12 protein-coding genes are annotated in these 13,189 nt (G+C 66.4%); 6 read left to right on the forward strand and 6 right to left on the reverse strand.

What is annotated here, in order from left to right; genetic code table 11:
* Positions 1–60: 60 nt before the first annotated feature.
* The 3 genes from ACP690_RS08025 (at position 61) to ACP690_RS08035 (ending at position 4,930) form a co-directional block, all read left to right on the forward strand.
* A complete protein-coding gene (locus ACP690_RS08025; RefSeq protein ID WP_426260836.1) occupies positions 61–2,916 on the forward strand; it encodes a TonB-dependent receptor in 2,856 nt (951 codons plus the stop codon).
* 107 nt (positions 2,917–3,023) lie between these two features.
* Positions 3,024–4,136: a sensor histidine kinase gene (locus tag ACP690_RS08030; protein WP_018250763.1), complete on the forward strand. Its 1,113-nt coding sequence runs from the start codon at positions 3,024–3,026 to the stop codon at positions 4,134–4,136.
* Complete coding sequence (locus ACP690_RS08035) at positions 4,133–4,930, forward strand: LytR/AlgR family response regulator transcription factor (protein ID WP_017978776.1); 798 nt, start codon at positions 4,133–4,135, stop codon at positions 4,928–4,930. The genes ACP690_RS08030 and ACP690_RS08035 overlap by 4 nt, the downstream gene beginning before the upstream one ends.
* Before the next feature lie 37 nt (positions 4,931–4,967).
* Here the strand turns inward: ACP690_RS08035 and ACP690_RS08040 are convergent, their stop codons facing one another.
* The 4 genes from ACP690_RS08040 to ubiA form a co-directional block, all read right to left on the reverse strand.
* Complete coding sequence (locus ACP690_RS08040; RefSeq protein WP_017978775.1) at positions 4,968–5,114, reverse strand: lmo0937 family membrane protein; 147 nt, start codon at positions 5,112–5,114, stop codon at positions 4,968–4,970.
* Between the two features lie 121 nt (positions 5,115–5,235).
* Positions 5,236–6,024: a 3'(2'),5'-bisphosphate nucleotidase CysQ gene (locus ACP690_RS08045; protein WP_426260744.1), complete on the reverse strand. Its 789-nt coding sequence runs from the start codon at positions 6,022–6,024 to the stop codon at positions 5,236–5,238.
* Positions 6,017–7,366 carry a TldD/PmbA family protein gene (locus ACP690_RS08050; protein ID WP_426260745.1) on the reverse strand — a complete coding sequence of 450 codons (1,350 nt, stop codon included), beginning with the start codon at positions 7,364–7,366 and terminating at the stop codon, positions 6,017–6,019. Before ACP690_RS08050 ends, ACP690_RS08045 begins: the two co-directional genes overlap by 8 nt.
* 49 nt (positions 7,367–7,415) lie before the next feature.
* Complete coding sequence (gene ubiA, locus ACP690_RS08055; protein WP_426260746.1) at positions 7,416–8,336, reverse strand: 4-hydroxybenzoate octaprenyltransferase; 921 nt, start codon at positions 8,334–8,336, stop codon at positions 7,416–7,418.
* Positions 8,337–8,470: 134 nt separating this feature from the next.
* On the opposite strand from ubiA, the gene ACP690_RS08060 reads away from it, so the two are divergent.
* Genes ACP690_RS08060 through ACP690_RS08070 form a run of 3 tightly spaced genes read left to right on the forward strand, consistent with a single transcriptional unit; the run spans position 8,471 to position 10,815 of the window.
* Entirely contained in the window at positions 8,471–8,659 is a 189-nt protein-coding gene (locus ACP690_RS08060; protein WP_426254703.1) for a hypothetical protein, read from the forward strand.
* On the forward strand, positions 8,656–9,396 hold the full coding sequence (locus tag ACP690_RS08065; RefSeq protein ID WP_426260747.1) for a 16S rRNA (uracil(1498)-N(3))-methyltransferase: 741 nt from the start codon (positions 8,656–8,658) through the stop codon (positions 9,394–9,396). The genes ACP690_RS08060 and ACP690_RS08065 overlap by 4 nt, the downstream gene beginning before the upstream one ends.
* Positions 9,397–9,441: 45 nt before the next feature.
* Entirely contained in the window at positions 9,442–10,815 is a 1,374-nt protein-coding gene (locus tag ACP690_RS08070; RefSeq protein WP_295562379.1) for a glutamate--cysteine ligase, read from the forward strand.
* A 189-nt stretch (positions 10,816–11,004) separates the two neighbouring features.
* Here the strand turns inward: ACP690_RS08070 and ACP690_RS08075 are convergent, their stop codons facing one another.
* Positions 11,005–11,775 carry a polyphosphate kinase 2 family protein gene (locus ACP690_RS08075; RefSeq protein ID WP_426260748.1) on the reverse strand — a complete coding sequence of 257 codons (771 nt, stop codon included), beginning with the start codon at positions 11,773–11,775 and terminating at the stop codon, positions 11,005–11,007.
* 22 nt (positions 11,776–11,797) lie between these two features.
* Positions 11,798–13,189: an APC family permease gene (locus ACP690_RS08080; RefSeq protein ID WP_426260749.1), complete on the reverse strand. Its 1,392-nt coding sequence runs from the start codon at positions 13,187–13,189 to the stop codon at positions 11,798–11,800.

Consider the following 13,189-nt stretch of genomic DNA (forward strand, 5'->3'; position numbering starts at 1 on the left):
AAAAAACACGAGCCGCGAATCCAAGAGCACCATGCTCAAAGGGGACAAGATCAGATGCGTATGACTTTCGCTTGCGGCGTTGCCTTCGCCGCGCTCATGCTGCCGGGCGCCGCCTTCGCCCAGTCGACCGGTTCGACCGAAGCCGACACCGTCGGTTCGGGTGACATCGTCGTCACCGGCGCGCGCGAACCCGGCGTCGGCGGCGTGGACATTCCGAACACGTCGAAGAACAAGCAGGTCCTCAACCAGACGTTCATCTCGCACCAGACCCCTGGCCAGACGATCAACGACATCATCAACCAGCTGCCGGGCGTCAGCTTCCAGAACAACGATCCGTTCGGTTCGGCGGGCGGTACGCTCACTATCCGCGGGTTCGACAGCAGCCGCATCAGCCAGACGTTCGACGGCATTCCGCTGAACGACACCGGCAACTATGCCATCTATTCCAACCAGCAGCTGGACCCCGAGCTGATCGAGCAGGTCAACGTCAATCTCGGCTCGACCGACCCCGACTCGCCCACCGCATCGGCTTCGGGTTCGACGGTCAACTATCGCACGCTGATCCCCACCGACGAATTCGGTGCGCGTATGGTCGGCTCGATCGGCGACTATAAGTTCTTCCGCGTCTTCGGCCTGGTCAACACCGGCGTGTTCACCCCCTGGGGCACCAAGGCCTGGTTCTCGGGTTCGAGCGCGACCAATGACGTCGTGTTCAACAACTTCGGCCGCATCAACAAGCAGCAGTATAACGCCAAGATCTATCAGCCGATCGGCAGTGGCAAGGACTTCATCTCGGTTTCGGGCCACTACAACCAGAACCGCAACAACTTCTTCGGTTCGGCGCCGCTGCGGAACGAAGATTTCGTATACACCTCGACCGGTGGAACCGGCGCGAACGCTGCCGCCCCAACGCTGGTGACCGGCGTCGCCCGCACCGCGGGCACCGGCAGCCTGAACCGCTTCCCGCGCAGCCGCGACGAGCTGCCCTATTCGGTCGCGCGGTGTCAGATCGACGTGGCGCAGGCCGGCGTCGCCGACCAGCCCGCGATCGTCAACGCGCCGGGCAATTCGAACAACGGCAGCGCCTGCGGCAGCAGCTTCGACGAGCGCTACAACCCGTCGAACACCGCTAACATTCGCGTCAACTCGCGCTTCTCGCTCAGCGACAAGCTGACGCTGTTCGTCGATCCGTCGTATCAGTACACGAAGGCCAACGGCGGCGGCACCGTGACCGCGCGTGAAGGCGGCTGGGTGCGTGGCACGTCGACGTCGGGTCTACCCGCCGTCACGACGCCGATCTATGGCTATATCGGCAACCAGTATTATTTCGGCCGCGACCTGAATGGCGATGGTGACGTGCTCGACACCTGCGCCCTGCAGACCAACGCCACGACCGGCGCCGTGTCCTGCACCAGCGCGACGTCGAGCAATGGCGTGACCCTGCTGGCACCCAGCCAGACGATCACCAACCGCTACGGCGTGATCGCATCGCTGCGCTACAATTTTTCGGACACGCAGAGCATCCGCGTCGGCTACACGCTCGATTACGGCCGTCACAAGCAGACCGGCGAGCTGGGCTTCCTGCAGGCGAACGGCAAGCCGTTTGACGTCTTCCCGGTCAACAACGGCATCCTCGCCATCAGCGGCGGCGTCCTGCAAAAGCGTAACCGCTTCTCGAAGGCGATCCTGAACCAGGGCTTCGCGCAGTACATCGGCAACTTCTTCGACAGCAAGCTGCGCGTCGAAGCGTCGGTGACCGGCAAGTGGTTCAAGCGCGACCTGACCAACTATTGCTTCACCACGTCGGCCGGCGGCAACGTCGACTGTATCGCTTCGGGTGCGCAGAATGCGGCCTATGCCGCAGCCTTCCCGTATGTCGTGGGCGGCACCACGGCGGTTCCGACCGTGACCGGCTATGCTGCGCCGCAGAACCGCGTCTACAAGTACGACCGCATCCTGCCGGCAGGCGGCCTGACCTACGAAGTCACCGACGCGGTCAGCATCTTCGGCAACTATTCGAAGGGCATACAGGTCCCGGGTACGGACAACCTGTATCAGGCGTTCTACTATCCGCAGAACACCACCCCTGCGAACCCGAAGCCGGAGACGACGGACAACTTCGACGCGGGCATCCGTTACACCTCCAGCCGCATCCAGGCGTCGCTGGGCCCGTGGTACACCCGCTTCCAGAACCGTCTGGCGAGCGCCTATGACATCGACACGCAGCAGACGATCTATCGCAACCTGGGTCGCGTCGATAAGTACGGCATCGACGGCAGCATCACCTATCGTCCGATCCGCGAACTGCTGTTCTACGCATACGGTTCGTATCTGAAGTCGGAGATCAAGACGAACGTCGAGATCGGTCGCTGCCCGCAGACGCTGACCGCGGCGAACACGACCAACAACTGCACGGTCGCTGGCGCCCCGATCCTGGCGCAGACCGCCGGCAAGCGTGAATCGGGTGCGCCGGTCTACACCTTCGGTGGTCGTATCCAGGCGACGCTGGGCCCGCTCGAACTGGGTGTCCAGGCGAAGCGTACCGGCCGTCGTTATGTCAACGACCAGAACCTGCCGAACTTCGGTTGCACCGTGTCGCTTGTGAACAACGTTTGCCCGACCGTGAACGACGTGCCCGCCACCTACACCGGCACGCGCGGTATCCTGGTCCAGACGTGGGGTGCTACGGCGCCGGGCTACACGGTCGTCGACTTCGACGCCCGTCTGGCGCTCGACTGGGTCGGCATCGGCGGCAAGAACAAGACCTACCTGCAGCTGAACGTCGTCAACGCGTTCAACAAGTTCTATGTTGGCGGCTTCCCCGGCGGTTCGACTTTGACCTACAACAACACGATCCCGTTCGTGCAGATCGGCAGCCCGCGTGCGTTCATCATGTCGGTGAACACCGCCTTCTGATCGACCTAACCGAAACGGTCTGACGGACAGGGCCGTCGCTTCCTTCGGGCAGCGGCGGCCCTTCTGTTTTGCACGGCGGTGCGCACGCGTGTAGAGACGCCGCCTATATGGCGACCCTTCCCGCCCCCACCCGCCCGGCGCTCAACGTGCGCCCCTTCTTCGAGAACAAGAGCCGCGCCTTCTGGACGCTGCAGGCGGTCGGCTGGACCGGCTATCTGCTGCTGCGCGGCGCCTCGACGCTCACCAACCTGTCGCTCGACACGATCATCCCCGTGATCGTCGAGGCGATCGTCGGCTATTGCGTCACGCTGCTGCTCTCGACCTTCTATGGCTATTTCCGGCGCTTGCCGCGGGTCAGCGGGCTGATCCTGACGATCCTCGCCTTCGTGGTCGCGACGATATTCTCGACCTTCGTCGATGCCTTCACTTGGTCGCTGATCCAGAACGGTCAGCCCGGCGTCACGCTCCCGCGCATGGTCGTCGCCTTCTACGTCGCCTTCACCGCGCTGTTCGGCTGGTCGGCACTGTACTTCGGCATCAACTTCTATCTGATCGTCGAGGATCAGATCGACCAGATGCAGCATTTGGAAAGTCAGGCGTCGTCGGCGCAGCTGGCGATGCTGCGCTATCAGCTCAACCCGCACTTCCTGTTCAATACGCTCAATTCGATCTCGACGCTAGTACTGCTGAAGCAAACCGAGCGGGCGAATGCGATGCTGAGCCGGCTGTCGTCCTTCCTGCGCTACACGCTGGCCAACGAGCCGACCGCGCACGTCACCGTGCTGCAAGAGGTCGAGACGCTGAAGCTGTATCTCGAGATCGAGAAGATGCGGTTCGAGGATCGCCTGCGCCCGGTGTTCGACGTCGATCCGCGCGCCGAACGCGCCCGCCTGCCCTCGCTGCTGCTGCAACCCTTGGTCGAGAACGCGATCAAATATGCGGTCAGTACGCAGGAGCAGGGCGCCGAAATCTGCATCCGCGCGCGGCTCGCCGGGGATCGCGTGCAGATCGGCGTATCCGACACGGGGCCGGGTTTGCAGGAGGGGCGTGCGATGCCAAGCCTTTCAACCGGCGTGGGTCTCCCCAATATTAGGGAGCGGCTGGTCCAGGCCTATGGCCCGGATCACCGTTTTGAGACGCGTACCGCGCCGGCTGGCGGGTTTTCGGTGGAAATCGAAATTCCCTTCCAGCTCGACGATGTGAGTAGAGAGGCCGCATGACGATCAGAACCATCCTGGTGGACGACGAACCGCTCGCGATCCAGGGATTGGAGCTCCGGCTCCAGGCGCATGAAGACATCGAGATCATCGAAAAGTGCTCGAACGGGCGCGAGGCGATCCGGGCGATCAAGACGCACAAGCCCGACCTCGTCTTCCTCGACATCCAGATGCCAGGGTTCGATGGCTTTTCGGTTGTGCAGGGCCTGATGGAGGTCGAGCCGCCGCTGTTCGTGTTCGTCACCGCCTATAGCGACCATGCGCTGCGGGCGTTCGAGGCGCAGGCAGTCGATTATCTGATGAAACCGGTCGAGGAGTCGCGTCTTGCCGACACGATCGAACGGGTGCGGCAAAGGCTTAGCGAGAAGCGCGGCGTCGAGGAGGTGGAAAAGCTGAAGGAGGTGCTCGCCGAGCATGCGCCCGAGGCGGCCGCCGATATCGCCGACGCGGGCGACCTGTCGGCCAATCGCTACGAGAAGCTCATCAACATCAAGGACCAGGGCCAAATCTTCCGCGTCGACGTCGACACGATCGAGCGGATCGACGCGGCAGGCGACTACATGGTGATCTACACCGGCGACCGGAACCTGATCCTGCGCGAGACGATGAAGGATCTAGAAAAGCGGCTCGATCCGCGTCGCTTCCAGCGCGTCCATCGCTCGACGATCGTCAATCTGGACCTCGTCAAGCAGGTGAAGCCGCATACCAACGGCGAATGCTTCCTGGTGCTCGATTCGGGCGCCAGCGTGAAGGTCAGCCGCAGCTATCGCGACGTCGTCGCGCGTTTCGTCCACTGACCAAAGCGGGGGCGGCCGATGCCGCCCCCGATCGATCCTATAAAGCGCGGCGACCGGTGAAGAGCTGGATCAGGCCGACGATGATCGCGATGACCAGCAGGATGTGGATCAGACCGCCGGCGATGTGGAGCGAGAAGCCCAGCAGCCACAGGATCAGCAGGATTACGGCGATCGTCCACAACATGATTGGCATCCCTCTCTTCGCCAAGCCCAGCGCCCGGCGTCAGCAACAAAACGTTACGCAGGCGATACCGGTTCCGTTGTGGCCGAAGAGTGATTGTTTGTGAGGCGCTTACGATACGCGGTCAGCGAATCGAGGCCGTCTCCGCCCGTGGCTTGATCCACGCGAGCGCCTCGTCATGGATGCCAGGTGCAGCGACCATCACACCGAAAGCGGTTGGATCGGGCTTGTTATAGCGGAGCGGCCCACCCAGCGCGTCGCTCACCCCCGCGCCCGCCTCTCCCGCGATCACCGCCGCGGCCGCGATATCCCATTCGTTGCCCCAGCGCAGCGTCGCGACGAGGTCGGCCTCGTCCGCCGCCACCATTGCCATCCGCAGCGCGATCGAATTGGGCTTATGGACGATCGTCAGATGACGATCGATCTTCGGCAGCGCATCGGTAGGCACACGCGCTCCGGACAAAGCGGATCGTGTACCAGCGTGCAGCGCAACACCGTTGCGCCATGCCCCCTGCCCGCGCGTCGCGGTCCAACGTTCGCGACGCGCCGGGGCATCGAGCACCCCCAGCACGACCTCGCCGTTGCGCACCAGCGCGACCGAGACCGCCCAGCCCTCGCGCCCGCGGATATAGTCGCGGGTCCCGTCGATCGGATCGACGACCCACACCGCCTCGCGCGCCAAACGGTCGGTATTGTCCACCGTCTCCTCCGACAGCCAACCGGCATCGGGCAGCAGCCCCTCCAGGCGCGCACGCAACATACGATCGACGTCGAGGTCGACCTCGCACACCGGGCTACCCGGTGTCTTCTCCCAGCGGCGGAAATCGGTCCGCCAGCGGGCAAGCGCCATCTGCCCTGCCTCGTGCGCGATCTGGGCGACGGCCGCCGTCAGGTCGAACGCCGGATCAGCCACTCGCGATCGTCATCCCGTCGATCCGCAGCGTCGGCACATTGATGCCGTAGCGGAATTCGAGGTCACTCGCGGGCGTCAGGTTGAGGAACATGTCCTTCAGATTGCCCGCGATCGTAAATTCGGCGACCGGCCCGGCGATCGCCCCGTCGACGATCCGGAAGCCGGACGCGCCGCGACTGTAGTCGCCCGTGACGGAGTTCACCCCCTGGCCGATCAGCTCCGTGATGTAGACGCCATCGGCAAAGTCGCCGATCAGCGTTTCGACCGGGATCACACCGGCCTGCATGTACAGATTGCTGGGCGAGACGCCGGGCGATCCGCCGACGCCGCGCGCGGCATGGCCGGTCGGCTCCAACCCCAGTTGCCGTGCCGATCCACTGTCGAGCAGCCAGGTCTCCAGCATACCGTCCGCAATGATCGCGGTCGGCGATACCGGCAGCCCTTCACCGTCGAAGGGGCGCGACCTTAGCCCGTGCGGGCGATGCGGATCGTCGCAGATGGTCACGCCGTCGGCGAATACGCGCGTCCCCAGCGCGTCGAGCAGAAAGCTGGTCCGCCGTGCGATCGCCTGGCCGGCAATCGCGCCGGTGAGATGGCCGAGCAGCGACGAGCCGACGCGCGGATCGAGCACGACCGGCATCGCACCGCTGGCGAGGCGGCCGGGGTTGATCCGGGCGACGGCACGCTCCCCGGCGCGCCGGCCGATCGCCTCGGGCGTCTCGAGATGCGCCCGCTTGCGCGCCGCGTGATGGGCGTAATCGCGCTGCATGCCGCTCGCGACGTCGCCCGCCAGCACGCTCGCGGACAGGCTGTAGGTGGTCGTGGCATAGGCGCCGGCAAAGCCGTGGCTAGTCGCCAGACCCCAGACGGACCGTGACGCGGCCGCGCCGCCACCCTCGCTATTGCTGACGCCCGCGACGCTGCGCGCCGCGTCCTCGGCCTCCTCGGCCCACGCCCGCAAATCGGCCGGCGAAATGTCGCCGCCATCGTCGAGATCGAGCAGCGGCGGCGCCCCGTGCATCAGCCGCTCCTGCGGCGCGAGGCCCGCCCAGCGATCCTCCGGCGCCTCGCGCGCCATCGCCACCGCACGCTCCACCAGCGCGCCCAGCGCGTCGGCGGACAGGTCGGACGTCGAGACGCTCGCCGAGCGCTGGCCGACGAAGACCCGCAGCCCCAGCTCTTCGCTTTCCGACCGACCCAGATCCTCGAGCGCGCCCAGCCGCACGCCGACATCGGTCGAGGCATCCGCGGCGAAGACGGCGTCCGCGGCATCCGCCCCCGCCCGAACGGCGCGGGAAACGATATCGGCGGCGCGGTCACGCGCTTGGTCGGGAGTCAGCATCGCCCCCAATTAGGGGCGGGGCGGGCACGATGCTAGGCCCGACGGCGGCTCAGGCGGTCGATCCGACGACCAGACAGGCGAGGAACATCAGCAACCCGGTAAAGCGGTTGCTGCGAAAGCGGGCCAAGGCATTGCCGCCATCGTCCGGCACCAGGGTCGTCACCTGCCAGCCGAGGTGCAGCGCGACCGGCACCAACGCGACCAACGCGAGCGGATCGGCATGCACCAGCCAGATCGCCCCCGCCCAGCACAGCACCGCCAGCAGGTAGAAGCCAGCCGTCCCCGATCGCACCCGCGCACCCATCCGCAGCGCCGACGAGCGCACGCCGATCAGCGCATCGTCCTCGCGATCCTGCAGCGCATAGATCGTGTCATAGCCGATCACCCAGGCGATACACCCCGCGTAGAGCAGCCACAGCGGCGCCGACAGCGCACCCGCCACCTCCGCCCAGCCGACCAGCGCCGCCCAGGAAAACACGAGGCCCAGCCATGCCTGCGGCCACCAGGTGATCCGCTTCATGAAGGGATAGGCCGCCACCGGCGCTAGGCTCGCCAGCGCAACGATCTTCGCCAGCGTGCCGAGCTGGAGCAGCACGACCAGCCCGACCAGACACAGCGCGACCAGCCACACCCAGGCGAGCCGCACCGACACCAGCCCGCTCGGGATCGGCCGCGCCCGCGTGCGCGCCACCTGCGCGTCGAGGTCGCGATCGACGATGTCGTTGTACACGCAGCCCGCACCACGCATCGCAATGCTGCCAGCGAGGAACCACAACAGCAGTGGCCAGCGCGCGATCCCGCCCCCGGCGAGCGCGATCGCCCACGCCCCGGGCCAGAACAACAGCCACCAGCCGATCGGCCGGTCGAGCCGAGCCAGCAGCGCCAGTCCCCGCGCGCGGGGCGGCAGGCGGCCGACCAGACCGCGATGTTCGCTGTCGGGGACGATATCGGTGGGGGGATGCGCGGCCATGCTTCGCCTTTGCCGCGCGACACCGCCCGCGGGCAAGGCCGTTCCCGGGCTTTTGCCTCGCTATCGCCGCGAAGATGCGGCAGATCGTCCGCGATGGACGCCACCCGCCCCTCCTGCCCCCGCCGGAACGACCGATGATCGGCCTCTCGGTCGCGGTCGGCCGCTTCGTCGAGGCGCTGTTCTGGGCGATCCTGCGCGTGGCAGGCGTGGTGACCGTCGTCGTCGTCGCGATCGCGGTGGGCGCGCTGCTCGTCGCGATCGTCGCCCGTAAAATCTGGGCGCGACAGAAGCGCCTCAAGGCCCCATCCGAGCATCGACCATGACCGCCACGCCCGCCTGGCCCCCGCAATCCACCCCGCGCCTGTTCGTCGAGCAGCCCCTCGCGCCCGGTCCGCTGCGCATCGACGGGCCGGCGGCGCATTATCTGCTGTCGGTAATGCGAACCGCGCCGGGCGATCCGGTCAAGCTGTTCGACGACGTCACCGGGGAATGGCTGGCGACCGCGGTACAGGTCGGGCGCCGCGATCTGACCGTCGACGTGTCGACACGTTTGCGCGAGCGGGAGCCGGTGCCCGACCTGTGGCTGTGCGCTGCGCCACTGAAGAAAGGGCGGATCGACTGGCTCGCTGAGAAGGCCTGCGAGCTTGGGGTCGATCGGTTGGTCCCCGTCGTCACCGCGCGCACCATCGTCGACAAGCTGAAGACCGATCGCTTGCGCGCGCACATGATCGAGGCGGCGGAGCAATGCGCCCGCACCGCTCTGCCCGCGGTAGACGAGCCCGTGAAGCTCGCTGCCATGCTGCGCGACTGGCCGGCGACGCGGACCTTGTTCTTCGCGGACGAAGCGGGCGGCGATCCCGCCGTCGCGGCGATGCGGGCGCATCCCGGCCCGGGCGCCATCCTGATCGGTCCGGAAGGCGGTTTCACCGATGCCGAACGCGCGATGATACGCGAACATTCTCAAGCGATTGGCATCAGCCTGGGGCCCCGCATCCTGCGCGCCGACACGGCCGCGGCCGCCGCGGTCGCATTATGGATGGCGGCTGCGGGCGACTGGTAGCAAAGCTTGCTGGCGTCGCTGTTCATCCCCGCGTAAGGGCGCGCCATGACGACCAAGACCGTTATCGCCGAGGGCTCACCCCTCATCGAGTCGCGCGAGCAGCTGATCGCGAGTTTCGCCCGCGGGGAAAAGCCGCGCGAACGGTGGCGGATCGGCACCGAACATGAGAAGTTCGTTTACAGCACGACCGACCATCACGCGCCGAGCTGGGGCGAGCCCGGCGGCATCCGCGCACTCCTGACAGAGCTTCAGCAATATGGCTGGCAACCCGTTGAGGAAGGCGGAAACCTTATCGCGCTGACCGGCGCGGACGGCAGCGTCAGCTTGGAACCGGCCGGCCAGTTCGAACTGTCCGGCGCACCGCTCGACAACCTGCACCAGACCTGTGCCGAAACCGGCCGCCACCTCGATCAGGTGAAGGCGGCGGGTGAGAAGCTCGGCATCGGCTTCCTCGGCCTCGGCATGTGGCCCGACAAGACGCGCGACCAACTGCCGATCATGCCCAAGGGCCGCTATGCGATCATGCTGCGCCACATGCCGCGGGTCGGCAGCATGGGCCTCGACATGATGCTGCGCACCTGCACGATCCAGGTGAACCTCGACTATGCGTCGGAAGCCGACATGGCGAAGAAGTTCCGCGTCGGGCTGGCCCTCCAGCCGCTCGCGACCGCGCTGTTCGCCAATTCGCCCTTCACCGATGGCAAGCCCAACGGCTTTCTGTCGTATCGCAGCCATATCTGGTCGGACACCGATCCCGCCCGCACCGGCATGCTGCCCTTCGTGTTCGAAGACGGCTTCGGCTACGAACGCTACGCCGACTATATGCTCGATGTGCCGATGTACTTCGTCTACCGCGACGGTCGCTACATCGATGCCGCCGGTCTGTCGTTCCGCGACTTCCTGAAGGGCGAGCTCAGCGTCCTGCCCGGCGAAAAGCCGACGCTGGACGACTGGAACGATCATCTGTCCACCGCCTTCCCCGAAGTGCGGTTGAAGACCTTCCTCGAAATGCGCGGCGCCGATGGCGGTCCGTGGGGCCGTATCTGCGCCCTGCCCGCCTTCTGGGTCGGCCTGCTCTACGACGATGCCGCGCTCGATGCGGCGTGGGACGTGGTGAAGGACTGGAGCCTCGCCGAGCGGCAGGCGCTGCGCGACGCGGTGCCGCGGATGGCGCTCGACGCGCCGCTGCCGGGTGGCGGACGGCTGGCCGATATCGCCGGCACCGTGCTCGACATCGCCCACGCCGGCCTCGCCGCGCGCGCGCGGATCAACGGCATCGGCGAAAACGAAACCGGCTTCCTCGATCCGCTCCGCGAAGTCGTCCGGAGCGGCAAGGTGCCCGCGCAGGTGCTGCTCGATCGTTACAACGGCGCCTGGGCAGGCGACCTGTCCCGCGTGTACGATGAGGCGAGCTTCTAAAACGCCTCGACTGATTAATCCTCCCCCGCCAGGGGGAGGTGGCGCCGCGCAGCGGTGACGGAGGGGGAGGTAAGCGACACATCGGTTTCGTGTCCGCCCCCTCCGCCATGCCTATGGCATGCCACCTCCCCCTGGCGGGGGAGGAACTGCCAAGCCGGTTCAATACCGATCCGCCCCAAGAGCGCGTGCCTACCGCCTCAACGCGGCCCGCGCGACGCGCTCCAGTTCCGGATCGAGCGGCGGCGGCGTCATATCTACTGCAGCTTCAAGCTGGTCGGCCACCTCCGTCAGCGCGTGGATGCGCGCCGCCTTCTTGTCGTTGCCGTTGATCACCGTCCAGGGCGCGCCGCCCGTGTCGGTGCGGGCGAACATGTCGTGCATCGCGGCGAGATACTCCTCGCGTTTGGCGCGGTTGCGATAATCCTCCAGACCCGTCTTCCACCGCTTCCACGGATCGTCGAGCCGCGCTTCCAGCCGTTTGTCCTGTTCCTTCTGCGACACATGGACGAACAGCTTCACCAGCGTCGTACCACCCTCGGCCAGCTCCGCCTCGAACGCGTTGATCGCGTCATAGCCCGCGCGCCATTCCGCCTCGCTGGCAAAGCCTTCGACCCGCTCGACCAGCACACGGCCGTACCAGCTCCGGTCGAAGACGATGATATTGCCCGGTTTCGGCAGGCGGTTGCGAAAGCGCCACAGGAAATCATGCGCCTTTTCCTCCGCCGATGGCGCCGCGATCGGATAGACCTCGTAATAGCGCGGGTCCCATTCCGCGGTGAGCCGCTGGATGATGCCGCCCTTGCCCGCCGCGTCCCAGCCTTCCAGCATCACGACCGCACGGCGGCCATGGACGATATGCGCGACGAGGATCTGCTCCAGCCGCTCCTGCAGCCCGGCGAGGTCGCGCTTGTAATGGCCCTTATAGGCCTGCTTCTTCTCGTAATCGCGCAGGTCGATCATGCGTCGGTCCGTCCTTTCGCTCCTAACCCTCATCAGGAACGTGAACGCTCCAGTCGCCGCGACGACGCAGGACGAACCAGTAATAGGCCGCGGAGGCGACGATCTGCGCGCCCGTCATCAGCAGGCCGGGCCGCCCCTCGCTCGCGTCCTGCCAGCTCGTCCACACGACATAAGCAAGCGCAACCAGCGTCACGACCGGGGCCAGCGGATACAGCGGCATCCGATAGCGGGCATGCGCCGTCGCCCCGGTCCGCCGCCCGACCATCGCGGCGATCGCGATGCCGGCGTAGATCGCGACGAGGCCGGTCCCGCTCAGCACCAGCAACAGTGTCAGCGGCAGGAAGCAGCAAGCGACGCCCACCCCCCCGACGATCAGCGTGCCGACCCAGGGCGATCCGAAGCGCGGATGGATGCGCGTCATCCACAGGTCGATCGGCCGCCCCCAGCTGCCGTCGCGCGCGGTGCCGTAGAAGAAGCGCGAACAGGCCAGGATGCAGGCGATGATCGCGTTGACGATCGCGACCACGACGCCGATCGCGGTCGCATCCGCCACCCAGCCGTTACCGCGCAACCGCGCGATCAGCCCGAACGGGTCGCTGGCGGTGGTCAGCGCATGCAGGTCGGGCGCGCCCATCAGCACGGCGATCGTCGGGACGATCTCGAACAGCAACGTCAGCACGAGGCTCGCCAGGATCGCCCGCGCGATCAGCCGCGACGGCTCCTTCATCTCCTCGCCGAAATAGACCGCCGCGCCATAGCCATTGAGCGCGAAGATCGCGATCGAGGTGGCAAGGCCGATCCCCGCGGCCGATGCGGGCACCATCGCGCCGCCGTCCGGCATCACCGGCGCGGTCAGCAGCACGGCGAACGGCCGCACCACATCCGACCAGCCGAGCGCGGTGACGACGAGCAGCGCCAGCACCTCGCCCGCCAGAAACAGGCCAGTGATCCACGCATTCACGCGGATTTGCAGCAGCGCGATCAGCGTCGATGCCGCGACGACCGCGATCGCGACCGGCACCGTCGGCAGGCCCGGATAGACGGTGGACAGAACCGCGCTGATCCCCAGCGCCGCGGCGGGCGGAAAGAACAGATTGTTGAAGACGTTGACGCCCAGCATCACGAATCCAGATAGCGGCCCCAGCGTCTTGGCGACGGCGACATATTCGCCGCCCGCGACGGGCCAGGCGCTCGACAGCTCGGCATAGACGAAGGCCGTCGCGACACAGACGATCCCCGCCAGGATCAGCGCCCAGATCGTCCCCGTTCCTGCCACCTGCAACATGCCCGGAATGATGACGAACACCGACGAAGCCGGCGTCGCCACCGACAAGGTCAGGAACAGGACACCCATGACACCGAGACTGCGGACGAGCGGGGCCGGCCGTGCCGGAAGCAACTGATCGTCTAACAT

The organism is Sphingomonas sp. DC4900, from assembly GCF_049896485.1.
Classification (GTDB): Bacteria; Pseudomonadota; Alphaproteobacteria; order Sphingomonadales; family Sphingomonadaceae; genus Sphingomonas; species Sphingomonas aquatilis.